This is a genomic window from Clostridium tertium, assembly GCF_017873245.1.
Classification (GTDB): Bacteria; Bacillota; Clostridia; order Clostridiales; family Clostridiaceae; genus Clostridium; species Clostridium tertium.
The window spans coordinates 85,947-111,306 of the sequence record NZ_JAGGJY010000014.1 but is presented as its reverse complement, the minus strand read 5'-3'; the positions used below and the strand labels follow the sequence as shown (position 1 = coordinate 111,306).

The window sequence follows — 25,360 nt, the reverse complement described above, 5'->3', positions numbered from 1 at the left end:
CTTAAGTAAAGTTAATAGGTATATTTTTAATACATACACTTCTATCTCAACTCCTCAACTTTCTTTCTAGCTTTATTAAATTCATTTATGCAGTTATTACAAAGCTTAACTCCTAAGATAGTTGCCTTTACATTTACATCACCACAACAATGGCAACCTGGTATATGTTTCTTAAGAATTATCATTTCGCCTTCTGTGTACATTTCTAATGGTTGTCCTTCTTCAATATTCATTGACTTTCTTAATTCCATAGGTATAACTACCCTTCCTAATTGATCTACTTTTCTTACTATTCCTATACTTTTCATTTTTACATTTCCCCCTCTTTTTAGTTATATTCTATTTCTGTAACCTTAACCGGATTAAGCAATTCATAAATTTTAGTCATACTCATGTTTATATAAGCTCTATTCTTGTCAATCCAAAAATCTTCTGTTTCACCTTCATCTGGAGCATATAAATCTATCTCTAAATCTATTTCTCTATTATCAAATGTGTGTATCTTAGCATAAGTAAATCCTATAAAATCCACTACAATCTCACCATTTACTCTAGGTAATAACCCTAAATAAATATCATCTGATATAAACTCAACCCTTCTTATATCTTTTTTATTAATTATTGTTCCATGAACTTCTAAAAATCTTTCAATATTAAATTACCTCCTCAAAATCTACTTGGTTATTTACTTGTATAATTTCATCTAATAAAGCTTTAGGTGCTTTATAATTTGTTATTATTCCTTTAGCAAGTTCTATTTGACTTCTCTTAATAGCTTTATATGACTTTACTTGAAATTCTCTTTTAACTTGTCCATAAATGTCTGAATAAACTCTACCTCTTAAAGATTTATCTTTATATGCAGGTGTTTCGTATCCAGTTACCTTAGTGCAGATCTTTTTAATTAAACTAGTAATTTCATCACAATCCACTCCAAGTAATGGCAAGTTATCTTTTAAATCCTTAACCTCATCTCTTACAACAATTATTTCTTGTTCTAATTCTTGTTGCTTGCCGTCTATCATAAATATTGCTTGCAACTCCTTAGATAACTTAGCTTGTACAATTTGCTTTGCTCTGAAATAGTTATTAACTAATTCTCTTTGAACTTTCCATGCTAAATCATCTTGAAGTGACTTTACTAACATTAAGTAACCACTTTCTGTAATTAGTAGTCCTTTAGGTGCTTTTTTATCAAATCCATATGTTAGTACGAAATCCGTACCGACATCATTTTTAGATAATTCAAAATAATCTACATTCTCTATAAAGTGTTTTTTATTATCTGCAAAATTTCTCTTTGCAGTTCCTTCTACTCTTTCATGTAACATATCAATATCTTTGAATGTTACAACTCTTTGTCCGTTAAATTCTTTTACTGATAAATCAGTATTGTTGATCTTTACAATTTGATTATTCATTTTCCATCCTCCTTAATTTTTATACTGCTAAGCTTTAACTCTTAATTCAGTTACATTATTTAAATCTGTAAAGTCTTTTCCAGAAGAAAATTCTATAAATCTATCTAGTTCCTTATCTGTAATCTTCAAAGCACCAAGCTTAAGAGCTATTATGTTCCCTGATTTTATAAGGCTATAAACTGTATTTTTATTAACCTTTAATTTACTTGCAGCTTCCTTAATAGTTAGTAACTCCAAATCATTCACCCCTTGTATTTCCGTCATTTTTTAATAAATTTAAATCAATCTCTAAAGCTGTAGCTAATGAAAGTAATTTTTCTACACTTGGTATATATCTCCCACACTCTATATCAGAAATATAGTTTCTTGATATACCTACTCTTTCTGATAAACCCTGCTGTGTTAGAGATTGCTTTTCTCTTGCTCTTTTTATAACCTTACCGATTTCCTTAGCAACTGTTATCGTCATTTGCTCACCTCCTCGCAACTTATGTTATTATTGTATTGTATATCCGTCATTAATTCAAAGTTCATTTACGTGTATTTCCGACCAAATTTGACTAAATAAGAGCATTAGAGTTATATTTCTTACACGCGCTTATATTTACTTGTATTTCCGTCTTTTTATGTATTGTAATTCCGACTTTCAAATTATATAATTACTATATAAAGTCGGTATGTTCGACATGGAGGTTATTGAAATGAGTATTGGCCAAAAAATTAAAAATATTAGAAAAGCAAATAAATTAACTCAAGTTGAATTAGCTAAAAAAGCTAATATTTCACGTTCATATTTAGCTGATATAGAAAACGATAGATATAATGCTAGTGTAGATACTCTTAAATCTATCGCTAATTCGCTAGATGTTAAACTTTCTGAACTAATAGAGGAAAGTTCTTCTGATAATAAAATTAATTCTAAAAATAATAAAAATAAAAAACAAATAGAAACTATTGCAGCTCATTTAGAAGATAAAAACTTAACTCCTAAAAAAGTTGAATTAATAAAAAACTATATAGATGCTCTATTTGATGAGTTTGACGATTAGGTTCTGATTTTATATAAGGGGATTATGGGATGACTTATGACGAAATGCTAATTGAAGCTGAGAAGGATGGATTAAGAGTAAAAGAAAAAGCCTTAAAATACGGATTCAAGGGACTATACAAAGATGGGAAAATACTTATAGACAAAAAAATTGTTACTGATGCTGAGCGTAAATGTATTCTTGCTGAAGAAATTGGTCATCATGAAACAACTTTCGGAGATATAATAGATGAAACCTCTATATCCAATAGAAAGCAAGAAATAATTGCTCGAAGATGGGCATATAAAAGAATGGTAAGTTTAACAAAAATAATAGTTGCCCATCAAGTTGGCATTAGAAATATATATGAGCTTGCTGATTTTCTTGAAGTAACTGAGGCTTTTTTAAAAGAAGCTTTAAATTATTATGAAAATAAATATGGCAATTGGTACTCAATTGATAATTACATTATTAGGTTTAATCCACTAGGTGTGCTTGAGAAACTTGAGGACTTCTAGTGTTTATTTTAAAAATCAAATAGAACATAAGTTCTGAAAGGAATGGTTTTATGCCAAAGGGATCAATTAGACAACGAGGAAAGAAATGGTATTATCGTTTCTTTGAAAATGGAAAAGTTATAGAGCGATGTGGAGGTGATAGGAAAGAAGATGCTTTGAAAGCGCTAAACGAAGAATTAAATAGAAAATATAAAGGATATACAAGACCAGAAGAAACAAAACTTTGCGATTATCTTAATATGTGGCTAGAAAATTATATTATAGATGAAAAATCAAAAAATACTTATGATAAATATAAGAATGTGATTACTAATAAAATAACACCAAGCATTGGTAATGTTAGACTTTGCGACCTTAAGGTAATCCATATTGATAAATTTCTGAGAGATTTAAAAAAAGATAAAATAAAGAAAGGTAAAAATATAACATGTCTATCTGGAACAACTATTCAAATGTATTACGGTATTCTAAATACTGCATTGAATAGAGCTGTAAAGTTACAAATGATAATAGAGAATCCATGTAAATATATTGATACACCAAAAAGAAATAAATATAAAGCAAACATTTTAACTTTAGATGAATTTAAACTTATTTATAATAATCTAAATGATAATGTTTTTGAAGATCACATTTTTAAACTTGCATTAGATATTTCTATAGAAACAGGCTTAAGACGTGGTGAATTATGTGGCTTGACATGGGATAGTATAAATCTCGAAGATAAATTTATTGATATTACTAAGGCTCTAATAAGAATAGAAAATATTTATACTATATCTACTTTAAAAACAGAAGGTTCATATAGAACTATACCTATAAGTGATGAACTTGTACAAAAATTGAAAAAACATAAGAATATTCAAAACTCAAATAAATTAAAATATGGAGAATTTTATAAAAAAGTATTTTTTAATAAGATGTCCTATGATTTAATTTTTAGACATGAAAATGGGGATTATATAATTCCATCAACTTTTTTACAACGATTAAAGAGATTATGTAAATATAATAAAATAGATAAAAATATTCGTTGGCATGATTTAAGGCATACTAATGCTACTTATTTGATAGAAAGCGGTGTAAATCTTAAGGTCGTTCAAGATAGATTAGGACATTCTTTAATGCAAACTACTGCTGATACTTATAGTCATGTAACAAAAAAAATGAATAGAGAAGCAACTGTAAAATTAACATCTCTGATTCATTCTTAAAGGTATACTTGGGCAAATACTTGGGCAAAATTTATATTACCCTCAGTAAATCCCTATAAACACTTGGTTGCGAGCAAGCCTTAAGCGGAGTTCTGTATTAAGCAATCATCTATCTAGGCTTATTGTTGCCAATAAGCTCAAGCGGTACACCCGGAAACGGAGCGGGCAACTCCTAAATGTTTCCCTATTCGACCTTGCTCCAGGTGGGGTTTACATAGCCATCATGTCACCATGATGCTGGTGAGCTCTTACCTCGCCTTTCCACCCTTACCTAAAAATTTAGGCGGTATCTCTCTGTTGCACTTTCCTTCAAGTCGCCTTGACTGGACGTTATCCAGCACCCTGCCCTATGGAGCTCCGACTTTCCTCTCCTAGATCTAGTCTAGCAGCGATTGCATGTCTTACTCGCGAAGATTATCTTAACACAACTTAATTAATAATGCAAATTATATTTTTTACAATTTACACAAATTGTAGTATTAATACTAACATAATTAATATAACCCAAGAGTAAAATCCTATCCCAGAAAGTAATAAAGTTAATAATATAAGTATGAATATACATAACCTGGCAGCTGGATTTACACAAGTTTTAAAAAAAGCTCCACCTTTTCCAATATTTTTACCTATACCATCACATATATCTTTGAAACCATCTTGAAATACTTTTGTCCATGATTTATTTTTCTTTTTATAATATGATTTACTCATAGTTCATCCCCCAATAATATTCCTATTATTAATATTATGCTTAAATCAAAAATTTTGTGTATAAAAAAGACCTTACACAAATGTGTAAGGATCTTCACTTTTTGTAGATATTAATATTTCTAAGTCTTCTAATTTATCTTTTATTTTATTTATAACTTCTAAAAAAACTATCCATTCAGACGAAAAATGTCCTGTATCTATTATAGATACTCCCATTTCTTTATAATCAGATGCATAATGATATGTTGTATCACCTGTTATTATGCAGTCTGCTCCTTTTTTGTATGCTTTTTCAAAAAAGTCACTTCCACTTCCATTTATAACTGCGATATTTTTTACTTTTTCACAGCCCCTAACAACCTTTAAGGAATTTATATTTAGCTTTTCTTTAATATCTTTTATTAAATCTTCCAATTGAATATAATCTTCTAATCTAATAATTCTCCCTAACCCTTCATTGTCATTTCTAGCCCTCTTATTTACCTCTAGAAGCTCTTTAGATTCATATCCTAGTATATTTACTATAGTTTCATTTAAACCTTTCTCAGCCGAATCTAAATTAGTATGACTAGAATATAAACTTATATCATTTTTAATAAGTTCTATTATTTTTTTGCCTATTAAAGTATCAGTTGTTATACTATTAGGTTTTCTAAATATAAGTGGATGATGGGTTATTATTAAATCTACCTTCTTTTCCTTTGCTTCTTCTATAACATTTAAGGTACAATCTAAAGCCAAAAGTATTTTTTCTACTTTCTTTTGTTTATCCCCTACCATTAGTCCTACATTATCAAAATCTTCTTTTAATGTTTTTGGAGCAAATTCCTCCATTACCTCAATAACATCTTTAACTTTTTTCATAAACATCTTCCTTATAAAAAATTAATCATATTACTAATAACATCTATTTTTTCTTGTATTGATTTTCTTCTTTCACTTGCATTAACAGTACTTTCTGTTATAAAACTAATAATCCTTTTATAATTTTCAACTTTTGAAATTAAATACTCCTTCATTAAATGATGTTTTTGCATCAAAAGTTTTGGACTTACTTCGTAATATATTGAATCTAAACTAGTAGCTTCGCCCTCTTTTCGTCTTACCTTAAAAAGCTCATAATATATATTTTCATCTAAACAAAGATCTTCACTTATTATTTCATAATTATTATTATAAAGATATTCTCTTAACACTTCTGGATTTTGTGCTGGTTGAAGTATTAAATATTTCATAGAGTCAACTTTTTCAATTTGTGATTCAAGTATATCTCTAATTAAATTTCCCCCCATACCTGCAATTACAGTTACCTCTACCTCATCTTTTTCTAAAGCATTAAGCCCATCACCTAATCTAAACTCTAATTCGTCTCCTGTACCTTCTAATATAGCATTTAACCTTGCTTTATCTAAAGGTTCCTTATTTATATCTACTGCAATTGCTTTACTACAAATTCCATTTTTTACTGCATATAGAGGAATATATCCATGATCTGTTCCTATATCTGCTAATACTGATGTGTTTTCAATGTGTTTAATTATAAAATTTAATCTTTCGCTTAGTTCCATAATTCTTCTCCTTGCTAAATTAAAATTAGCACCTTTTGGTGCTAATCTAAATAATCCTTTAATTTTTTACTTCTTGAAGGATGCCTTAATTTTCTAAGAGCTTTCGCTTCTATTTGTCTTATTCTTTCTCTTGTTACATTAAACTCTTTACCAACTTCTTCAAGAGTTCTTGCTCTTCCATCATCTAATCCAAATCTTAGCCTTAATACTTTTTCTTCCCTAGGAGTTAAAGTATCTAATACATTTATTAATTGTTCTTTAAGCATTGTAAATGCAGCTGCTTCTGCTGGTGCTAAAGCATCATCATCTGGTATAAAGTCTCCAAGATGTGAATCTTCTTCCTCACCTATAGGAGTTTCTAGAGATACTGGCTCTTGAGCTATTTTTTGAATTTCTCTTACCTTATCTACTGGTAAGTCCATAACCTTTGATATTTCCTCTGGGAATGGATCTCTTCCTAGCTCTTGTAACAATTGTCTTTGTACTCTTATTAGCTTATTTATAGTTTCTACCATATGTACAGGTATTCTGATAGTTCTTGCTTGGTCAGCAATAGCTCTTGTTATTGCCTGTCTTATCCACCATGTAGCATAAGTAGAGAATTTAAAGCCCTTTCTATAATCGAACTTTTCTACGGCTTTTATAAGCCCTAGATTTCCTTCTTGTATAAGGTCTAAAAATAGCATTCCTCTTCCAACATATCTTTTAGCAATACTTACAACAAGTCTTAAATTTGCTTCAGCTAATTTTTTCTTAGCTCTTTGATCACCTTGCTCTATTCTATTTGCTAATTCTATTTCCTCTTCTGAAGATAATAAAGGAACTTTTCCAATTTCTTTTAAGTACATTCTTACTGGGTCATCTATTGCAATTCCTTCTGGAATAGTTAAGTCCAAGTCTAGTTCCTCTTCGACTTCATCTGCTTCATTAGGATCACCTATTACTTCAATTCCCATTGACTCTAACACTTCATAAATTTTTTCTATTTGTTCTGGACTTAGGTCAATATGCTCAACCTCATCCATTATTTCCTTATATGTTAAAGTACCACTCTTCTTTCCTTTATCTAGTAGATTTTTAACTATAGTCATTTTGCTATTTTTGTCCTCATTCTCTTTTTTGCCTTGCTTAGCTTTTGTTTTTTCATCTACCATTTTGTTACCTCCTTCCGTTATTACCAACTACTACTTTGCACCTCTCTTTAACTGATCATTAACATTTTTTAATTCAATTGCGATTTGTATAGATTCTTCAATTTTTCCTTGTGATTCTAATACTTTTTGCTTACGTTTTAATTCATTTAGTTTTTGATTCAATTTATAATTATCCAATTGCTTGATAAAATCTTGTATTAACTTTTTATTATCCTTACCTATCAGTACATGATGTTCTTTTATTTTTACAATTTCCTCAATTGTTTTTACATTTGTACACTTCGATTCTAAAAAGGTAATTATATTATTTATATTCCCCTTTTTGGCTTCTTTAATAATAGAAAAAATCTCTTTATGTTCTGGAAGAATTAACTCATCTTGGTTTATTAACTGACTAATATAATCAAAATACTCTTCATTTAAACATAACTTCATTAAAGATCTTTCAGCTTTTATAAAAGCTGGCTCTAAATATAATTTTGTTCCATTTTCTTCCTTATTATTCATAAAATCATTTTCTTTTATATTTTTTGTCATTTCTTTTGATAATAAATCGTATAATGTTTGTTCTCTTATGCCTGTATTTTCAGATATTTTTTTTATATAGACATCTTTTTCTATAGAATTAACACTTGCTAATATTTCTGTAACTCTTTTTCCATATCTAACTAAGTCATTACTATCTTTAAGATTAATTCCTTCTTCTGCTTTCTTAAGCCTATAATCGATTAAGCTTTCAGCACCATTTATTAATTTTATAAATGCATCTTTTCCATTGCTTCTCACATATTCATCTGGATCTTTTCCCTGTGGAATACTTAAAACTCTAACATCAAATCCTGCATCTTTTAATATATCTAGTCCTCTCATAGTTGCTGCTTGACCTGCTATATCAGCATCATATGAGATTATTACCTTATCTGCATAACGTCTTAATAATCTTGCTTGATTTGTAGTTAAAGCTGTTCCTAATGAAGCTACTACATTTGTTATTCCATACTGATGCAACGTTATTAAGTCCATATATCCTTCAACAATAATAAAGTATCTTTCTTGCATCTTGCTTTTTATTGCAAAGTTTAATCCATAAAGATTAGTTCCCTTTTGAAACACCAAAGTTTCAGGTGAATTTAAATATTTGGGTTTTGAATCATCTAAAACTCGTCCTCCAAAACCTATTACCTTCCCCCTGTAATCAAATACAGGAAATATAACGCGATTTCTAAACCTATCATATTTATTTCCTGTCCTCTCAGAAGTAGATACTAATCCTGCTTCAAGCAATAAATCATCTTTAAAGCCTAACTTTCTTAAATGAAATAATAAATTATTCCAACTATCCTTTGCAAAGCCTAATCCAAATCTTTTAATTGTCTCTTCCTTAATACCCCTATTTAAAAAATATTCCTTTGCTTCTTTTGTTAATCTTAAGTTTGAATAAAAGAACCTTGCTGCTTCAACATTAACTTTATAGAGCAATTCTCTCTTTTTTGCAGTTGGACTTATTCTCCCTTTATCACTTTCTATTGTAATATTAACCCTATCAGCTAAATACTTAACTGCTTCAACAAAAGGCATATTTTTATTTTTCATAACAAAAGTAATTACATTCCCTGATTCACCACATCCAAAACATTTATATATTTGTTTATCCTGTGATACGGAAAATGAAGGTGACTTTTCATTATGAAATGGACATAGTCCTGAAAAGTTTCTTCCAGATCGCTTTAGTCTAACTGACTCAGATATTACATCTACTATATCATTTTGTTCTTTTACTTTTTCTAGAATCTCTTCAGAAATCTGCAAGGAGATTCACCTCCTTACCTATAATTTTCGTCAACTTATATTCATTTCGACATTTTTTCTCTATTTCCTTCTTTGAAAAAAAATTTTTATAAAAATTTATTGAATCTTCTTTATTTATATTCTTTATCAAATCTAAAATTCCTTTTAAATATATACTTTTTATTGTATCCATTTATTTAATATATTACTATTTTTGGTACAAATAGAGAGTTAAACTTATTTAAGCAATAATCATCACTCATTCCAGCTATATAATCTGTAACTGCTCTTTTTAATCCTTCTTCTTTAGCTATTTCTTTATATATAGTTGGCAATTCATCTTCATGAGTATAGTAATAGTTTATTATGTTTTCTAAAATAAATTTCGCCTTATTTCTCTCTACTTTTAAAATATCCCCTAAGTAAACATTTTTAAACATAAATCTTCTAAGCTCTGTCATAGCCTCCCAAACCTCAGTACTAAATTTTATATCAACTTCATTATTATTTAATGCATTTGTAGTGTTTTCTATTACATCTGTAACTAAAGTTTCAATTCTTTGAGAATGTGTTTTACCTAACACCTTTATTACTTCCTTTGGCAATACATCTTCACTTAAGAGCCCAGCCCTTATTGAGTCATCTATATCATGATTTAGATATGCTATTTTATCACTTACCTTAACTACTATTCCTTCTAATGTCTTAGCTTTGTTGTTGCCATTATCAAGACCACTATGATGTAATATTCCATCTATAACTTCAGTTGTTAAATTTAATCCTAATCCATTCTTTTCAAGTTTCTCAACTACTCTAACACTTTGTTCATTGTGTCTAAATCCGCCTTCCAAAAACTCATTTAAGACCTCTTCTCCATTGTGGGCAAATGCTACATGACCTAAATCATGCCCTAATGATATGGCCTCAATCAGATATTCATTTAATCCAATTCCACTACCTATTGTTCTTGCAATTTGAGATACCTCTAATGTATGAGTCAACCTTGTTCTATAATGATCACCAAAGGTCTTTATATAAACCTGAGTCTTATGTTTCAATCTCCTAAAGGACTTGCTATGAATGATTCTATCTCTATCAACCATAAAACAAGTCCTTACAGCGTCACTTTTTTCATCTCTTTTTCTTCCTAAAGTTGAAGTGCTAAAAGTAGCTTGAGGGACTAATGTCAACCTTTCGAAACTCTCTATTTTTTCTCTTACATTCATATATCTCACCTCTATATTACATATTCTATATTTTTCTCTTTTTTCCTCTATTTAAACATATTTTATAATAATATATTTAATACCAATTATATTTTACTTATATAAGTATATTTTGTTTTTTTTATTAATATCTTAATAATGAGTAATTATATAAGGAGAGAGTAATGGAAAACCTATTATCAGATTTAAGAGAAGAGTTGCTTCCTGTTAATGAAATAAAGACTAATATTTTGTCTCACTATAAACTTCAGAAAGCATCTATATTTAGTATTAAATTCAAAGATACAGAAAAACAAAGAGCTGTATATAGAATAGACTCTAATAATAAAAGTTATTGTTTAAAAAAAGTTTATTATGATGAAGCAAATCTTTTATATGTATATTCAGCCATGGAATGGTGTTATAGAAATAGAATCGATGTTCCTAAATTGTTACCTACTGTAGATGGAAATAGATATGTTAAATATAAAGATATGCTATTTATATTAACTCCATGGCTTAAAGGTGAAAAATGTGATTTTGATAACTTAGACCATGTTTTGTTATCATCAAAAACATTAGGCAAACTACATATAGCTTCTAAAAACTTTTCTCCAATAGCTGGAAGCAGCTTAAGAGAAGGTTTTGAAAATTATAACGAAACTATATCAAAACACTTTAATCAACTACTTTTGAGTATAAATAATGCTCATAGATATAATGATAGATTTTCAAAAATATTCCTAGAAAATATTAACGAAAACTTAGAACTTGCTAAGATTTCATTTGAAGTATCATCATCAATTATCCCTAATGAACTTTCAAGATCTCTTTGTCATGGAGATTACGTAAATAAAAACATACTAATAGATGACAATAAAATTTCTCTCATTGATTTTGATAAATGTAAAATGGATTATTGCTCTAGAGATATATCATATTTTTTAAGAAGATTATTGAAAAGAGAAAGTACTAATTGGCAGATAAATTTAACCTTAGAAGTTCTTGATAAATATATGGAAGAAAACACTTTAACCAGTTCAGATTTAAAATATATCTTATCATATATTGCTTTTCCTCAAAAGTATTGGAAATTATCTAGAGATTATTATAAAAATATAAGAAGATGTAATAAAAATGCTTTTATTCAACTCCTTGAAAAAGGTTTAGATAGGACAGCTAATCAATTAGAGTTTATTTATGAGCTTATGAATTCATTTGAAAAACATTATAATGTAAAATTTTAAAGAGGAGGTTTAACACCTCCTCTTTTTATAAATTATCTTTTATTTCTAACTTGTGCTTGTGCAGCAGCTAGTCTTGCTAATGGAACTCTAAATGGTGAGCATGATACATAATCTAATCCAATATTATGACAGAACTCTACTGATGATGGATCTCCACCATGTTCTCCACATATTCCAAGCTTAATATTTGGTCTAGTTAATCTACCTTTTTCTACTGCTATCTTAACTAATTCACCAACTCCAGTTTGATCTAACTTAGCAAATGGATCTTGTTCGTAGATTTTCTTTTCATAGTAATCTTTTAAGAATTTAGCAGCATCATCTCTTGAGAATCCAAATGTCATTTGAGTTAAATCATTTGTTCCAAATGAGAAGAACTCTGCTTCCTTAGCAATTGTATCTGCAGTTAACGCAGCTCTTGGTATTTCTATCATAGTACCAACTTTATACTCTAATTCAACACCCTTTTCTGCCATAACTTCTTGTGCTGTTTTAACAACTATATCTTTAACATATTTTAATTCTTTTATTTCTCCAATAAGCGGAATCATTATTTCTGGAACTATGTCAAATCCTTTAGCATTTTTCACTTCTATTGCTGCCTCAATTACAGCTCTAGTTTGCATTTCAGCTATTTCTGGATAAGAAACTGCTAATCTACATCCTCTATGTCCCATCATTGGATTAAATTCATGTAATTCATTAACAGTAGCCTTTAATTCTTCAAAAGTTATATCTAACTCTTTAGCTAATTCATGAATATCCTCATCATTATGTGGTAAGAACTCATGTAGTGGTGGATCCAAGAATCTTATAGTAGCTGGCATTCCGCCTAAAGCTTCATATATTCCAACAAAGTCTTCTCTTTGCATTGGAAGTATTTTTTCAAGAGCTTTTCTTCTTTGCTCTTCATTCTTAGCAACTATCATTTCTCTAACTGCCATTATTCTATCTTCTGCAAAGAACATATGCTCAGTTCTACATAAACCTATACCTTCTGCTCCAAATTCTACTGCTTGTTTTGTATCTCTTGGAGTATCAGCATTAGTTCTAACCTTTAATTTTCTAATTTCATCTGCCCATCCCATAAATGTAGCAAAATGTCCTGATATTTCTGGTGTAACTGTCTTAACAGCTTCTCCATATATATTTCCTGTTGAACCATCTATTGAAATAAAATCATTATCAGTATAAACTTTTCCATCAACTTCTAAAGTCTTAGCTTCTTCATTAACTTTTAAAGCTCCACATCCTGCAACACAGCAAGTTCCCATTCCCCTAGCAACAACAGCTGCATGAGATGTCATACCGCCTCTAACAGTTAATATACCTTCTGCTGCTATCATACCTTCTATATCTTCAGGTGAAGTTTCTAGTCTAACTAAAACAACATTTTCACCTTTTTCTTTTCTTTCTTTAGCTTCTTCAGCTGTAAAAGCTATTTTACCACAAGCAGCTCCAGGTGATGCAGGAAGTCCTTTAGCAATTGGTGTAGCCTTCTTTAAATCTCCTGTATGGAAAGCTGGGTGAAGTAGAGAATCTAATTGATTTGGCTCAACCTTTAATATTGCTTGTTCTTTAGTTAACATTCCTTCTTCAACTAAATCAACAGCTATCTTTAAAGCTGCTTGAGCTGTTCTCTTACCATTTCTAGTTTGTAAGAAATATAGCTTTCCTTCTTCTATAGTTATTTCCATATCTTGCATATCTTTATAGTGATTTTCTAATGTATGAACTATATCAGTAAATTGTTTATATATAACTGGATTTTGCTCTTCTAATTTTGCTATTGGAAGTGGTGTTCTTATACCTGCAACAACGTCTTCACCTTGTGCATTCATTAAGTATTCACCATATATTTTATTTTCTCCAGTAGCTGGGTCTCTTGAGAATACAACTCCTGTACCTGAAGTTTCTCCTTTATTACCGAATACCATTTCTTGTACGTTAACTGCTGTACCCCATTCCCCTGGAATATCGTTTAATCTTCTATAAACTATTGCTCTTGGATTATCCCATGATCTAAATACTGCTGTAATAGATTCAATTAATTGAGTTTTTGGATCTTGTGGGAACTCTTCTCCCATTTCTTTTTTATAAAGCTCTTTATATCTTCCAACTAATACTTTTAAATCATCAGCTGTTAAATCGGTGTCAACTTCAACACCCTTTTCTTCTTTTATCTCATCTATTAGATTTTCAAATAATCTCTTTTCAATCCCCATAACAACATCTGAGAACATTTGAATGAATCTTCTATATGAATCATATGCAAATCTTGGGTTATTAGTTAAATCAGCCATTGCAACTACTGATTGATCATTTAATCCAAGATTTAATACTGTATCCATCATACCTGGCATTGATACTCTTGCACCTGATCTTACAGATACTAATAATGGTTTTGTTAAACTCCCAAACTCTTTTCCTGTTAGTTTTTCTAGTTCTGTAATTTTTTCGTGAATTTCTTCAATAACTTCTTCTGCGATTATTTTTCCATCCTCGTAATACTTATTACAAGCCTCTGTTGTAACTGTGAATCCTTGTGGTACTGGAATTCCTAGTAGAATCATTTCTGATAAATTTGCCCCTTTACCTCCTAGAAGGTTCTTCATTGAACCATTGCCTTCACTAAAAAGGTAAACGTACTTCTTTTTCTCCATCTCAATACTCCTCCGTTCAATCAAATTGAATATATTTACTAACAGTACTTTTGCACTGTAGTTACCCTAAATAAATTACCCATAGTCTTCTCTTAATTGCCTTCTCCAAGCTTAACAAAAAGCTTTGTTATGTTAGTTTTTGATATCTTTCCAATTATTTTAAATTGATTTTTTTCATTAGCTGTTGTTTCTATCTTTTCTACTATTGGAATACTATCAATCTCATGCTCAATAATTTTCTTTGCTAAGCTATAAGCACTATCTTCCGCATATCCACATATGATATTTGGCATTCTAGTCATTATAACCCCAATAGGAACTTTATGAATATCAGTTCCCCCTATAGCATTTTTTAAGAAATCTTTTCTAGAAACTGCACCTACAAGCACTCCGTTACTTTCTACAAACAATGTACCTACATCATTTAAGAATAAGAATACGATTGCATCATACACTGTAGTTTCCTCACTTACTGTAACCGGTTTAGACATAATTTCTCCAACTAAAACCTTAGAAATATTTTCTAAAATTCTAGTATTTTGTGCCTCTCCTAAATATACATAACCAACCTTAGGTCTAGCATCAAGTATCCCTATCATGGTTAAAATAGCTAAATCTGCTCTTAATGCTGCTCTAGTTACACCAAGATGCTCTGCTAAGGCTTCGCTTGTAACAGGCTGTCCTTCTTTTACTATCCTTATAATTTCCTCTTGCCTTTGTGATAACTTCAAATTTATCCCTCTTTCTGCATTTTCAAGGAATATTCAGATAATTTAGATTTGTTTGATTAGTTTGATATTTACAATCTAATTATAACATTTTCTAAAAGTTTGACTATACTTAATTTTCTGAAAAATCAGTCATATTAGCTGAATATTCCTTTTCTGTTTATTTTATTCTGCTGTATCTCCTGTTTATCTCAATTTTGCTTTAATTTAGTCCTCATCTTCAAAATTCACAGTATATGTAAATACATTTTCATCTACTTGCTCATTTTTATCAGATTTTGTTTTCTCATTATTATTGTCATTGCCCTTAAATTTTTCATTTTTAACTTCGCTTACTTTATCTTTAAACATATAAGCAACATCTGTAGCAGCATCCTTTATATCATTAGCAGCCTTACTTATATATTTATTAACAACTTCGACACTACCATCTGCTTTAGTTATTTCTATAGTTATTTGAGTTACCACTGCTGCAATAACAACAAAAGCTAATATAGGCGGAATAATGACAGCAATTACCCCAGCTGCTATCCCTGCATTAACAGGAACGTCTACAAGTTCTTTACCATCCTTACTAACTTTAATCCTAGTAACATTTCCCTTATTTATTAAGTCTTTTAACCATTTCTTAAGCTCATCTATAGTTTCATACTTTTCTTTCTCTTGGCTATCTTCTATATGGTCTTGCTTAATTCCCTTTGTGCCTTCAATATATATTATTGCTTCTAGTACGTCTCCATTACTTACTTCAAGGGCATATTTTGCCTCTGCATAGCTTACACCAGTTCTCTCTTTAACTTGATCTACCTTTTCTAAATTTATTTCCATATCTATTCACTCCTTTATATAATTTAACATTTCTAAGCTTTTTGGCTTTTTAGAATAGTTTGAGGATATAATAAATGTCGTAACCTTACTTATATCTCTCTTTACATCCGCATTAATATTTAGTTTGTATATCTTATCCATAGGAGTCCTCATTAAAAATCTTATAGCATTATATGCAGGCTTTGAAATATAAATTCCATATTCTCTTGAACATTCTTCACAAACTCCACCATAATGTGATAAAGATATATAATTAGATACCGATATTTTTTTTCTACAACTTACACAACTTTCTAAGTTTAATCCATACCCAGTTGCTTTTAATAATCTAAGTTCAAAGGATCTAATAAGCATTTCATAATCTAATGCATCTGTATTAAGTAAATACATACAAGTTAGAAAATCTTTAAATAGCCCCTCATTTACTTCTCCCTCTTCTACACATATATCTATTAATTCACATATATAGGATGAGTAAGTTAATTTATCTAAGTTATCCAATAAGCCTTGAAAAGAATTTGTTATTTTACCTTCTTGAAGATTAAATAAACTTTTCCCTTTAAATAAAACATACTCTCCGTAGCATAGAGGCAAAGTAAGAGATAAAAGCTTACTCTTACTTTTTCTTGCTCCTTTTGCTATAGCTGTTATTTTTCCCAAGTTATTTGTGTATAACCATACTAGTTTATCATTTTCTTTAAATTCTTTAGTCTTTATAACTACCGCATTTACCTTATGTAGTGACAGAAACACCATCCCCTTATTTTATTTAACCTTTTTATACCCTAGCTCTTTTAATAGGTTTTGATTATCTCTCCACTCTTTTCTAACCTTTACCCAAATTTTTAGATTAACCTTAGCACCTAAGAATTTTTCTATTTCATATCTTGCACTTTCACCTATTTTCTTTAGACATTGACCATTTTTCCCTATAATTATTCCTTTATGTGAATCCTTCTCACAAAGCATATCTACTTCAATGTGCCATGTTCCACTTGGACTTTGTTTCATTTGAATTATATCAACTGCAATTCCATGTGGTATTTCTTCTCTTAATGTTCTTAAAGCCTTTTCCCTTACTATCTCTGATACAACAAATCTCTCTTGTACGTCTGTTATCATATCATCTGGATAATATTTAGGTCCTTCTGGCATTGTTTCAATCATCAATTCAACTAATTTATCAACATTCTTTCCTCTAAGTGCTGAAATAGGAATTATTTCTTTGAACTCTAATTCTGATGAATACATTTGAAGAGTTTTTGCAACTCTCTCTTGAGTAAATTCATCAATTTTATTTACTACTAAAAACACAGGAGCTTTTTGGTTCTTCAAAGTCTCTATTATAAATTTGTCTCCTCTTCCTACTTCCTCTTCAGGATTTATTAAGAATAATACAAGATCTACTTCTTTTATAGAATCTTTTGCCGAGTTAACCATGTATTCTCCTAATTTATGTTTAGGTTTGTGTATTCCTGGTGTATCTACAAATACTAACTGATGATCTTTTCCTGTTAATATTGTTTGTATATTATTTCTAGTAGTTTGGGGTTTATTTGATACTATTGATAGCTTTTCTCCCATTATATGATTTAATAAAGTTGATTTCCCTACATTTGGCCTACCTACTATTGTTACAAATCCTGATTTAAACATTTTTCCTCCTAATTATCTAAATCTTTTAGCTAATGCTTCTAGCATTATTTTTAAAAGTTTTAATTAGATACTTATCCTTATTTTTATTATTTTGTCTTTTTAATTTCAAAATTATTGTATCTTTTATTATATCATTACTTTTTCAAAATTAAAGCATTGTTAGTAAGATTTATAAAAGTACCAAGATACTATATTATATCTTAAATATAACAAATATCAATAATGTTAATAAAGTTCCAAATAGAGCACCCACAATAACCTCCCAAATAGAGTGCACATTAGAATCTACTCTACTTTGCGCTGTTATTAATGCCATTAAATAACTTAATACTATACATATGGGTTCTTCTGTTATTAACGAAATTGCTGTTGCTATTGAAAACGAAAGAGCACTATGCCCGCTAGGCATTCCTCCTCTTAATGGCGTTCCTTCTCCAAAAATAGACTTTATTATTAAAGTAGCTAAAACGACAAATACTAATGCTATAAATATCATATAAGGTTCTGATTCTTTTACCTTGTGTATTACATTATAAGACAAATTAGATATCTTATCCCAAAATATTATATATCCTACAAGTAATGCATTTACAGCTGTAACTAATACGGCTCCTGCTGATGCATTCTTTGCTATTTTGGCTAAAGGATGATAATGATTTGTAGACATATCTATAGTTGCTTCTATTGCTGTATTAATTATTTCAGCTCCAAGTACTAATGTGATTGTGATTGCTAAAATAAGAAACTCTATCTTTGATACATCGAATAAAAAACATGCTAACAGCACGCATAATGCTGCAAATATATGAATTTTCATATTTCTCTGTGTTCTCACAGTTTCTATAATCCCATTTATTGCATAGTTAAAACTCTCCACCATCTTCTTTATTTTCATAAGCTCCCCCCACTTATAGTATTATCTTCTAATTTGCAATTTATTTAATATTTCTTCCTCTCTTTTTCTCATTCTTTTTTTGTCATCTTCCTCCATATGATCATAACCTAATAAATGAAGAATTGAATGTACTACTAAATAGCTAACTTCCCTTTCATATGAATGGCCATATTCCTCACTTTGCTCTAAAGCTCTTTCCAAAGATAAAACCATATCTCCTAAAATCAATTCATCTCCATCTTTGAAAGTTTCATCAAAATCATAATTTAAATACATTTCATTAAAAACTTTCTTATCTTCAAAATCTAACATTGGAAAAGATAACACGTCTGTTGCTCTATCAACATTTCTTGTTTCATTATTTATTTCCCTTATTTCTTCATTATCAACAAATAATAAAGAAATTTGATATTGACATTCTACCCCTTCTTCTTTCAATGCAAAATCACATACATTGCTTAATCTTTCTATAAAATCTTCTGTAACCTCTAACTTATCTTGTCTGTTTTCTGTATATAACATTTTTATCTCCTTTATTATTTTTTTAAAATTAAAGGGAAAGGTATGATACCCTCCCCTATCAAATCCCTTATAAAATTAAATTACTTAGTTATTTCACTTTCTTTTCAGTTGGATATTCAATTCTATGATGATATATTCCATCTAATGTCTTAAGAAAAGTCTTTCTTATAGTCTCTATATCTTTTAATGTTAAATCACAATTCACAAGCTGTCTAGAATTAAGTTTATCATTTATTATATTATTTACCATCTCTTCTATTTTCCCCTTTGTAGGCTCATTAATTGACCTTACAGCAGCTTCCACACTATCTGAAAGCATCAAAATTCCTGATTCCTTAAAAGATGGAATTGGACCTGGATATCTAAAATCCTCTTCCTTAATTTCCTCTGGTTTATCTGATGAATTCTTAAGTTTATAATAGAAATATTTAACTAATGTAGTTCCATGATGTTGTTCTATCATATCTTGAATTACCTTAGGAATTTTATGCTCCCTAGCCATTTCTAAACCATCTTTTGTATGTGATAATATAATTAATGTACTTAAATTAGGTGTTATCTTATCGTGGGGATTTTCTTTTCCCATTTGATTTTCTCCAAAAAAGTATGGTCTTTTTGTTTTTCCAATATCATGATAATAAGCACCTACTCTAGCTACAACTGGATTTCCTCCCACAGCCTCTGCAGCAGCTTCTGCCAAATTAGCAACCATCATACTATGATGATATGTTCCTGGCGCCTCCATTAATAGTTTTTTCATTAATGGTTGGTTTGGATTTGATAATTCTAATAATTTTATATTAGTAACTACATCAAATATCGATTCAAAGAAAGGTAATAGTCCAACTGCTAAAATTCCTGAAAGTAAAATTCCTATTGCAGTATATCCTGTCTGTATTAATATTTCTTTTATATTATTTGATGAAATCATACCTAAAGTAAATGATAATAAAGCTAGTATTCCAGTTATATAAATGGTTGAATATATTATATCATTTCTTTGCTGAACTTTTTTAAGACCTGTTGATCCAAGAACAACACTTAATATTGATAACACAACTACTGATGGATTAAATCCAACTATTATAGCTATAAATATTATATTTAACAAATTTATAACTAAGGATATCTTATAATCGATTAATATTGTCATAAGCATAGCACTACAAACTAACGGTATTAAATATGGAGAAATTACATTTAACCCCATTGAAATCAATATTATTATAAGATTTATACTACTTATAAGTATGATCATTTTAGTGTCATTAAATACTTCAGGCTTTTCTTTAGATATATATCTATATTGAATAAATAATACTAAAGCAACTAATATTCCTAAAGAAATAAATGAGAATAAGTAACTCTTTGTTGTACCATTATTTAAAAGACCTAATTCTTTTAAAATTTCTATTTGTCTTTCAGTTACTGGCTCCCCTTCTTTTACTATTATTTGATTTTTCTTTATTATTTCTTTTGGAACACTTTTTTGAGCTTCTTTAACTGCTTCTTCCATTTTTGCATTATCAACAAATTTATTTGGATTAATTTGAATATGGCATATATTCTTTAAAACATCCTCTAAGTCTCTATCTATATTACTATTAGACAATTGACTATCTGCTATTGACTTAGCTTCTAATAAATCTTCATATTTATTTTCTTCTATTTCTTCCTTATAAACTGTTTCTAATACATTTACTACCAAATGTTGTATCTCAGATGTCTTTTCCTTTAACTCAACTAATATCTTATACTCAGCATCAGTTAAATTAAATTCTTCAATTTTTTTTATTTCAGCTATCTTATCTTTTTCTTCCTTATTAGAAGAATTTTCAGATACAATCTTATTAAATAATTTATTAACATTTTCAATTGCTTGAGCTTTTACCTCACTTTTAACTATATACTGCTTATCTTCTCTTGCTTTAGCCATAGCCTCTTCTTCTTTTTGCTTAGTTGCAATTTCATCTACAGTATCAATAGGAGCTTTTATATCTACAGTTGCTATATCTCCAACTGAAAGATTATGCCTCTTAGGTGCAATCACTGTTAATAAAAGTAAATATATTACTAAAAACACAGTTAGATAAGTAAATCCTCTTTTGTATTTTATATCATCTTTTTTCTTTTCTTTATTCCAAAACAAGTCCATCACCCTCTAATCCATATAGTTTTTCTAATAATCTATCGGCTCATTATTTACTATATTTTGTTCTACAACAAATACTACATTTACTATTATATTTCCATCCGAACTATCCTTTGTGCTTATTATTCTATCAACTACTTTAGCTTCTCTAGTCAAATTATTATAAAGAGATTCCTCTAATTCATTTACTGCACTATCAATCGCCTCTTCTTTTGTGTATGTAACTGGAAATTCTCTCTTTTCAAAATAATTAGCCTTCTTTATAATTTTTCCACTCTCTTCTATTTTATCATACTCTTCAAAATCTTTTATAGCTTTTTTCAGATAAATTTTTTTTCCGAATACTTCTACGTATATATCACTATCTTTCTCTCCACTTCTTTTTAGTTCTGTCCCTTCTACTTTAGTAGTCATACTCTTTTCATAAAAAGTATTTGCCATAACTACACCTTCTGGTACAACTTCATATGGATCTTCCTCTTTACCGTTAATTCCTTCTATAACAATATCACCAGCCTTCACCATATCTCCAACATGAACTGCTGATCTACCTGAAAAAGCATAAACTCTACTTACTTCCCCATCCATCTTTGCAACTAAATTTCCTTGTTTTTCTTCTTTAACTTCTGGTGGATTCACTTTCTCTTCTATAAATATCTTCAATGTTGAGCCTTCTATTCTAGCTCTTAGCCATAAAACATCCGAATTTACATCCTCTAGTTTCTTTTCTACATCTTTAACATCTATTTTATTTTTGCTTATCCCTGGCTTTATACCTATTTCATATAATTGTTGTCTTAACTCATAAGGTGAAACATTCTTTTTAGTAGTTATTTCTATACTCCACACATAGGTAGAAAAATATAATAACAATGCAATAAATATCCCTCCTCCTATAGCTAAGAATAATTTACTCTTTAGTTTTCCTATAAAAAATAATATTCCGGTACTTCCTATGACTTTACTTTTACCATTCAATCTTTTTACAACATCAATTAAAACATTATAATCATTATAATCAATTGTTACTCTAATCGTTGCTACATCTATTCTCTTAACATTTATAACATTTATATTTTCATTCCACAATATGTTTAAAAGTCTTTCTGGCTTTAATATGTTAACTTCAACTACTACTTTTCCACTATCAAAAACTCCTGTTGCCATATTACACCTCGTATGATATAGATTTAAATTTTCCACTAATTGTTATTGTAGAATCCCCAATATAAAGTATCTCAAAATTCTCACCTTCAATATTAATGGCCTTTACTTTTGTATTTACTTTTATAACATTTCTCTCAAATAATATTATTCCTTTATGATTTTCTATCGTTATTTCATCATTTCCTATGATAGTTATTTTAGGGACATTTAAAACTATATCTTTAGGTAAATCAAAAGTTTCTGCTATGATTTCTCTGCTCTTCTCTATTTTTCTTTGCATAATCTTCTCTCCTTATATTTTTCCTAATAGTACTTTATGATAAAAATATATAGAAAATTACTTATAATTTATTTGAGTTTATAAAGTTAACAGTTTCAATGCCTTATAAAATTTATTTCAATATAACAAAAAAGCAAAAGGAACTAGATAAGTTCCTTTTGCTTTATTTATTAGTTAATATTCTTCTTATAAATTGACTTTATTTTGTCATAACTAAGCTAATTAAGACTTAGCTATCTTTTAAATGTTATTAACACCGATGGTGTAGCCGTTCCTTTAATAATTCTATCTTTTCTTTTATAACTGCTGAGGAAGGTACTCTAACAAGATCTACCTCTTTAGAATATCCAATTAATTAAATCCTGTTTATTCCCTTAAATTCAAGTATAATAATTCTTACACTTATTTTTGCTAAAATATATAACTATAGTCCTCAACCTTAGTGTATTATAAACAATACATCCAGACTTATTGGATAAATTGTAGACTCCAATAATAACTTTTAATTAAGTTCTATTAAAATTTCAAACCAAAATAGTTTCTACTTGAATTTTCTCTTTCTAGCAGCTTCTGATTTTTTCTTTCTCTTCACGCTTGGCTTTTCATAGTGTTCTCTCTTCCTAACTTCTGAAAGAACTCCAGCTCTAGCGCATTTTCTCTTGAATCTTCTTAATGCACTTTCAAGTGTTTCATTTTCTCCAACTTTTATTTCTGACATCTATTATCCCTCCCTCCGCTAGCTCAAATTAATTAATTTAACTCAGCTACGGGCTTAATAACACACGCTATATTATACAATAGGCACATCTTAAAGTCAACCTTTAGATAAAAAACTCTTTAGCCTGGTGGCCATTTTAATTCTCTTTGTCCTAGCACGTGAAAATGCATATGATCAACTGTCTGCCCACCATCTTTTCCACAGTTATTAACAATTCTATATCCTGTTTCAGCTATATTTAGCTCCTTTACTAGTTTATTAATAACTAAGAAAATATGTGAAATAATATTTGCATTTTCTTCATTTAATTCATTCACACTTTTTATATGTTTCTTAGGTATAACTAAAAAATGTATAGGTGCTTCAGGGCTTATATCATGAAAAGCTATGACCTTTTCATCTTCATAAAGCTTTTTACTTGGTATTTCACCCTCTGCAATTTTACAAAAAATACAATCCATAAATTCACCCCGTTTCTTTAATTGATAATGGTTAATTGATAATTTATAATTTTGGAGATAATTCAGCATAGCCGAATTGTTTTCAATTATTCGACAACTACTTTTACCTATGCATTGTCGACTACCAATTGTTATAGAAGTTTTGCTATTCCAATTTCATTTTCTGCTTCTGTAATTTCTATATCAACTATTTTACCAGTAACGTCTGCACATGTACATGGTACTTGAACTTTTATATAATTTCTTGTATATCCTTCATATATACCATCTTTACCTTTTACTTCTGCTTCTATAAGTGCATCCATTTCTTTTCCTATGAATTTTTCTATGAATTCTTTTTCATTTTTATTGCTTAATTCAATTAATAACTTACTTCTCTTTTCCTTTATGCTTCCATCAAGTTGATCTTGCATATCTGCAGCTTTGGTTCCTTTTCTTGGACTATATTTAAATACATGAGTTTTAGTAAGCTTAATATTTTTTAAAAATTCATATGTTTCATTGAATTCCTCTTCTGTTTCTCCTGGGAAACCAACTATGACATCAGTTGTTATAGATACATCCGGCATAGTTTCTCTTAATAAATTTACTGAATCAGCATATTCCTTTGCAGTATATCTTCTATTCATTCTCTTAAGTGTAGCATCACATCCACTTTGTAGTGATAAATGGAAATGTGGACATAACTTCTTAAACTTCTTTATCTTTTCTATAACTTCAGGCGTAAAGAATGCAGGTTCAATTGATCCTATCCTTATTCTTTCTATCCCCTCAACTTTTTCTATTTCTTCTATTATGTCTATTAAATTAACACTACCTTCTAAATCTAAGCCATAAGAAGCTGTATGTATTCCCGATAAAATTATTTCTTTAAATCCATGCTCTGCCAATTTATTAACTTCTTCTAATACCTTTTTAGGATCTTTTGAACATACTGAGCCTCTTGAATATGGAATTATACAATATGTGCAAAATCTATTACATCCATCTTGTATTTTTAAAAATGCTCTAGTTTTATCTTGATATTCTTCTATATTTAATTCTTCAAACTTCTTATTTTTAAGTACACCTTCAACATGAACTTGTGACTTTCCTTCGTCTCTAGCTTTATTTACATAATAAACAACATCACCTTTGTTTCTTGTTCCAAGAACTACATCTACTCCCGGTATTTCTGAAACTTCCTTAGGTGCAATTTGTGAGTAACATCCTACAACTGCTACTGTAGCATTTTCATTTAATCTTCTTGCTCTACTTATAATTTGTCTTGATTTTTTATCACCCATATTAGTAACAGTACAAGTATTTATTACATATACATCAGCTGCTTCACTTGCATCCACAACTTCATAGCCTTCTCTAATAAACTTTTCGGCCATTGCTTCTGATTCATATACGTTAACTCTACATCCCAATGTAGAAAATGCAACTTTCAT

28 protein-coding genes and 1 other RNA gene are annotated in these 25,360 nt (G+C 29.2%); 4 read left to right on the top strand and 25 right to left on the bottom strand.

Features of this window, described 5'->3' with window-relative positions:
* Nucleotides 1–41: 41 nt before the first annotated feature.
* From J2Z25_RS18830 to J2Z25_RS14785, 5 genes are all read right to left on the bottom strand, one after another.
* Nucleotides 42–308, bottom strand: a complete 267-nt coding sequence (locus J2Z25_RS18830) for an AbrB/MazE/SpoVT family DNA-binding domain-containing protein (RefSeq protein WP_142691525.1) — start codon at nucleotides 306–308, stop codon at nucleotides 42–44.
* Nucleotides 309–328: 20 nt separating this feature from the next.
* Complete coding sequence (locus J2Z25_RS14800; protein WP_209741136.1) at nucleotides 329–532, bottom strand: hypothetical protein; 204 nt, start codon at nucleotides 530–532, stop codon at nucleotides 329–331.
* A 121-nt stretch (nucleotides 533–653) separates the two neighbouring features.
* Nucleotides 654–1,421 (bottom strand): ORF6C domain-containing protein, encoded by a 768-nt coding sequence (locus tag J2Z25_RS18640; RefSeq protein WP_245173413.1) that lies wholly within the window; start codon nucleotides 1,419–1,421, stop codon nucleotides 654–656.
* A 27-nt stretch (nucleotides 1,422–1,448) separates the two neighbouring features.
* The gene (locus J2Z25_RS14790) at nucleotides 1,449–1,667 is read right to left on the bottom strand and encodes a helix-turn-helix domain-containing protein (protein WP_342451351.1); all 219 of its coding nucleotides are present in this window, start codon (nucleotides 1,665–1,667) and stop codon (nucleotides 1,449–1,451) included.
* On the bottom strand, nucleotides 1,660–1,890 hold the full coding sequence (locus J2Z25_RS14785) for a helix-turn-helix domain-containing protein (RefSeq protein ID WP_209741134.1): 231 nt from the start codon (nucleotides 1,888–1,890) through the stop codon (nucleotides 1,660–1,662). Before J2Z25_RS14785 ends, J2Z25_RS14790 begins: the two co-directional genes overlap by 8 nt.
* A gap of 232 nt (nucleotides 1,891–2,122) precedes the next feature.
* Here J2Z25_RS14785 and J2Z25_RS14780 point away from each other — a divergent pair, with 232 nt between their 5' ends.
* The 3 genes from J2Z25_RS14780 to J2Z25_RS14770 are packed head-to-tail and all read left to right on the top strand — an operon-like array spanning nucleotide 2,123 to nucleotide 4,181.
* Nucleotides 2,123–2,470 carry a helix-turn-helix domain-containing protein gene (locus J2Z25_RS14780; RefSeq protein ID WP_209741133.1) on the top strand — a complete coding sequence of 116 codons (348 nt, stop codon included), beginning with the start codon at nucleotides 2,123–2,125 and terminating at the stop codon, nucleotides 2,468–2,470.
* Nucleotides 2,471–2,499: 29 nt separating this feature from the next.
* Nucleotides 2,500–2,967 carry a hypothetical protein gene (locus tag J2Z25_RS14775; RefSeq protein WP_209741132.1) on the top strand — a complete coding sequence of 156 codons (468 nt, stop codon included), beginning with the start codon at nucleotides 2,500–2,502 and terminating at the stop codon, nucleotides 2,965–2,967.
* Nucleotides 2,968–3,017: 50 nt separating this feature from the next.
* Nucleotides 3,018–4,181 (top strand): tyrosine-type recombinase/integrase, encoded by a 1,164-nt coding sequence (locus J2Z25_RS14770; protein WP_209741131.1) that lies wholly within the window; start codon nucleotides 3,018–3,020, stop codon nucleotides 4,179–4,181.
* Nucleotides 4,182–4,247: 66 nt separating this feature from the next.
* Here J2Z25_RS14770 and rnpB read toward each other — a convergent pair.
* The 7 genes from rnpB to J2Z25_RS14735 form a co-directional block, all read right to left on the bottom strand.
* Nucleotides 4,248–4,589: RNase P RNA component class A (gene rnpB, locus J2Z25_RS14765), an RNA gene on the bottom strand.
* Nucleotides 4,590–4,643: 54 nt separating this feature from the next.
* Nucleotides 4,644–4,892 (bottom strand): hypothetical protein, encoded by a 249-nt coding sequence (locus tag J2Z25_RS14760; RefSeq protein ID WP_111928030.1) that lies wholly within the window; start codon nucleotides 4,890–4,892, stop codon nucleotides 4,644–4,646.
* A 72-nt stretch (nucleotides 4,893–4,964) separates the two neighbouring features.
* Nucleotides 4,965–5,756 (bottom strand): Nif3-like dinuclear metal center hexameric protein, encoded by a 792-nt coding sequence (locus tag J2Z25_RS14755; protein ID WP_008677350.1) that lies wholly within the window; start codon nucleotides 5,754–5,756, stop codon nucleotides 4,965–4,967.
* Between the two features lie 11 nt (nucleotides 5,757–5,767).
* Nucleotides 5,768–6,460 carry a tRNA (adenine(22)-N(1))-methyltransferase gene (locus J2Z25_RS14750; protein ID WP_111928031.1) on the bottom strand — a complete coding sequence of 231 codons (693 nt, stop codon included), beginning with the start codon at nucleotides 6,458–6,460 and terminating at the stop codon, nucleotides 5,768–5,770.
* A 41-nt stretch (nucleotides 6,461–6,501) separates the two neighbouring features.
* Nucleotides 6,502–7,614 (bottom strand): RNA polymerase sigma factor RpoD, encoded by a 1,113-nt coding sequence (gene rpoD / locus J2Z25_RS14745; protein ID WP_008677348.1) that lies wholly within the window; start codon nucleotides 7,612–7,614, stop codon nucleotides 6,502–6,504.
* 30 nt (nucleotides 7,615–7,644) lie between these two features.
* Nucleotides 7,645–9,423 carry a DNA primase gene (dnaG, locus tag J2Z25_RS14740; protein WP_008677347.1) on the bottom strand — a complete coding sequence of 593 codons (1,779 nt, stop codon included), beginning with the start codon at nucleotides 9,421–9,423 and terminating at the stop codon, nucleotides 7,645–7,647.
* 176 nt (nucleotides 9,424–9,599) lie between these two features.
* Nucleotides 9,600–10,628 (bottom strand): deoxyguanosinetriphosphate triphosphohydrolase, encoded by a 1,029-nt coding sequence (locus J2Z25_RS14735; protein ID WP_008677345.1) that lies wholly within the window; start codon nucleotides 10,626–10,628, stop codon nucleotides 9,600–9,602.
* 164 nt (nucleotides 10,629–10,792) lie between these two features.
* Here J2Z25_RS14735 and J2Z25_RS14730 point away from each other — a divergent pair, with 164 nt between their 5' ends.
* Nucleotides 10,793–11,854: a CotS family spore coat protein gene (locus J2Z25_RS14730; RefSeq protein WP_209741130.1), complete on the top strand. Its 1,062-nt coding sequence runs from the start codon at nucleotides 10,793–10,795 to the stop codon at nucleotides 11,852–11,854.
* 32 nt (nucleotides 11,855–11,886) lie between these two features.
* Here J2Z25_RS14730 and ppdK read toward each other — a convergent pair whose 3' ends face one another.
* From ppdK to mtaB, 13 genes are all read right to left on the bottom strand, one after another.
* Nucleotides 11,887–14,517 (bottom strand): pyruvate, phosphate dikinase, encoded by a 2,631-nt coding sequence (gene ppdK / locus J2Z25_RS14725; protein WP_209741129.1) that lies wholly within the window; start codon nucleotides 14,515–14,517, stop codon nucleotides 11,887–11,889.
* A 92-nt stretch (nucleotides 14,518–14,609) separates the two neighbouring features.
* Entirely contained in the window at nucleotides 14,610–15,248 is a 639-nt protein-coding gene (gene ccpN, locus J2Z25_RS14720) for a transcriptional regulator CcpN (RefSeq protein WP_008677338.1), read from the bottom strand.
* A 204-nt stretch (nucleotides 15,249–15,452) separates the two neighbouring features.
* On the bottom strand, nucleotides 15,453–16,073 hold the full coding sequence (locus tag J2Z25_RS14715; protein ID WP_209741128.1) for a DUF4342 domain-containing protein: 621 nt from the start codon (nucleotides 16,071–16,073) through the stop codon (nucleotides 15,453–15,455).
* A gap of 6 nt (nucleotides 16,074–16,079) precedes the next feature.
* Nucleotides 16,080–16,829, bottom strand: a complete 750-nt coding sequence (recO, locus tag J2Z25_RS14710) for a DNA repair protein RecO (RefSeq protein WP_209741127.1) — start codon at nucleotides 16,827–16,829, stop codon at nucleotides 16,080–16,082.
* A 9-nt stretch (nucleotides 16,830–16,838) separates the two neighbouring features.
* On the bottom strand, nucleotides 16,839–17,729 hold the full coding sequence (era, locus tag J2Z25_RS14705) for a GTPase Era (RefSeq protein WP_209741126.1): 891 nt from the start codon (nucleotides 17,727–17,729) through the stop codon (nucleotides 16,839–16,841).
* A 193-nt stretch (nucleotides 17,730–17,922) separates the two neighbouring features.
* Entirely contained in the window at nucleotides 17,923–18,624 is a 702-nt protein-coding gene (locus J2Z25_RS14700; protein WP_209741125.1) for a diacylglycerol kinase, read from the bottom strand.
* Nucleotides 18,625–18,645: 21 nt separating this feature from the next.
* On the bottom strand, nucleotides 18,646–19,146 hold the full coding sequence (gene ybeY, locus J2Z25_RS14695) for an rRNA maturation RNase YbeY (RefSeq protein ID WP_209741124.1): 501 nt from the start codon (nucleotides 19,144–19,146) through the stop codon (nucleotides 18,646–18,648).
* Nucleotides 19,147–19,234: 88 nt separating this feature from the next.
* Entirely contained in the window at nucleotides 19,235–21,301 is a 2,067-nt protein-coding gene (locus tag J2Z25_RS14690) for an HD family phosphohydrolase (RefSeq protein ID WP_209741123.1), read from the bottom strand.
* A 24-nt stretch (nucleotides 21,302–21,325) separates the two neighbouring features.
* Nucleotides 21,326–22,465, bottom strand: coding sequence for a sporulation protein YqfD (yqfD, locus tag J2Z25_RS14685; protein WP_111928035.1), 1,140 nt, complete (start codon nucleotides 22,463–22,465; stop codon nucleotides 21,326–21,328).
* A 1-nt stretch (nucleotide 22,466) separates the two neighbouring features.
* Nucleotides 22,467–22,745 carry a sporulation protein YqfC gene (gene yqfC / locus J2Z25_RS14680; RefSeq protein ID WP_008677328.1) on the bottom strand — a complete coding sequence of 93 codons (279 nt, stop codon included), beginning with the start codon at nucleotides 22,743–22,745 and terminating at the stop codon, nucleotides 22,467–22,469.
* Nucleotides 22,746–23,286: 541 nt separating this feature from the next.
* A complete protein-coding gene (rpsU, locus tag J2Z25_RS14675) occupies nucleotides 23,287–23,463 on the bottom strand; it encodes a 30S ribosomal protein S21 (protein WP_003441547.1) in 177 nt (58 codons plus the stop codon).
* 119 nt (nucleotides 23,464–23,582) lie between these two features.
* Nucleotides 23,583–23,924: a histidine triad nucleotide-binding protein gene (locus tag J2Z25_RS14670; protein WP_111930665.1), complete on the bottom strand. Its 342-nt coding sequence runs from the start codon at nucleotides 23,922–23,924 to the stop codon at nucleotides 23,583–23,585.
* 131 nt (nucleotides 23,925–24,055) lie between these two features.
* Nucleotides 24,056–25,360 (bottom strand): tRNA (N(6)-L-threonylcarbamoyladenosine(37)-C(2))-methylthiotransferase MtaB, encoded by a 1,305-nt coding sequence (gene mtaB, locus J2Z25_RS14665; protein ID WP_008677315.1) that lies wholly within the window; start codon nucleotides 25,358–25,360, stop codon nucleotides 24,056–24,058.

Coding starts and splice junctions, on each gene's coding strand:
- J2Z25_RS18830 (WP_142691525.1), bottom strand. CDS start 308: ATGAAAAGTATAGGAATAGTAAGAAAAGTAGATCAATTAGGAAGGGTA.
- J2Z25_RS18640 (WP_245173413.1), bottom strand. CDS start 1,421: ATGAATAATCAAATTGTAAAGATCAACAATACTGATTTATCAGTAAAA.
- J2Z25_RS14785 (WP_209741134.1), bottom strand. CDS start 1,890: ATGACGATAACAGTTGCTAAGGAAATCGGTAAGGTTATAAAAAGAGCA.
- J2Z25_RS14780 (WP_209741133.1), top strand. CDS start 2,123: ATGAGTATTGGCCAAAAAATTAAAAATATTAGAAAAGCAAATAAATTA.
- J2Z25_RS14775 (WP_209741132.1), top strand. CDS start 2,500: ATGACTTATGACGAAATGCTAATTGAAGCTGAGAAGGATGGATTAAGA.
- J2Z25_RS14770 (WP_209741131.1), top strand. CDS start 3,018: ATGCCAAAGGGATCAATTAGACAACGAGGAAAGAAATGGTATTATCGT.
- J2Z25_RS14760 (WP_111928030.1), bottom strand. CDS start 4,892: ATGAGTAAATCATATTATAAAAAGAAAAATAAATCATGGACAAAAGTA.
- J2Z25_RS14755 (WP_008677350.1), bottom strand. CDS start 5,756: ATGAAAAAAGTTAAAGATGTTATTGAGGTAATGGAGGAATTTGCTCCA.
- J2Z25_RS14750 (WP_111928031.1), bottom strand. CDS start 6,460: ATGGAACTAAGCGAAAGATTAAATTTTATAATTAAACACATTGAAAAC.
- rpoD (WP_008677348.1), bottom strand. CDS start 7,614: ATGGTAGATGAAAAAACAAAAGCTAAGCAAGGCAAAAAAGAGAATGAG.
- J2Z25_RS14735 (WP_008677345.1), bottom strand. CDS start 10,628: ATGAATGTAAGAGAAAAAATAGAGAGTTTCGAAAGGTTGACATTAGTC.
- J2Z25_RS14730 (WP_209741130.1), top strand. CDS start 10,793: ATGGAAAACCTATTATCAGATTTAAGAGAAGAGTTGCTTCCTGTTAAT.
- ppdK (WP_209741129.1), bottom strand. CDS start 14,517: ATGGAGAAAAAGAAGTACGTTTACCTTTTTAGTGAAGGCAATGGTTCA.
- J2Z25_RS14715 (WP_209741128.1), bottom strand. CDS start 16,073: ATGGAAATAAATTTAGAAAAGGTAGATCAAGTTAAAGAGAGAACTGGT.
- recO (WP_209741127.1), bottom strand. CDS start 16,829: ATGGTGTTTCTGTCACTACATAAGGTAAATGCGGTAGTTATAAAGACT.
- era (WP_209741126.1), bottom strand. CDS start 17,729: ATGTTTAAATCAGGATTTGTAACAATAGTAGGTAGGCCAAATGTAGGG.
- J2Z25_RS14700 (WP_209741125.1), bottom strand. CDS start 18,624: ATGAAAATAAAGAAGATGGTGGAGAGTTTTAACTATGCAATAAATGGG.
- ybeY (WP_209741124.1), bottom strand. CDS start 19,146: ATGTTATATACAGAAAACAGACAAGATAAGTTAGAGGTTACAGAAGAT.
- J2Z25_RS14690 (WP_209741123.1), bottom strand. CDS start 21,301: ATGGACTTGTTTTGGAATAAAGAAAAGAAAAAAGATGATATAAAATAC.
- yqfD (WP_111928035.1), bottom strand. CDS start 22,465: ATGGCAACAGGAGTTTTTGATAGTGGAAAAGTAGTAGTTGAAGTTAAC.
- yqfC (WP_008677328.1), bottom strand. CDS start 22,745: ATGCAAAGAAAAATAGAGAAGAGCAGAGAAATCATAGCAGAAACTTTT.
- rpsU (WP_003441547.1), bottom strand. CDS start 23,463: ATGTCAGAAATAAAAGTTGGAGAAAATGAAACACTTGAAAGTGCATTA.
- J2Z25_RS14670 (WP_111930665.1), bottom strand. CDS start 23,924: ATGGATTGTATTTTTTGTAAAATTGCAGAGGGTGAAATACCAAGTAAA.
- mtaB (WP_008677315.1), bottom strand. CDS start 25,360: ATGAAAGTTGCATTTTCTACATTGGGATGTAGAGTTAACGTATATGAA.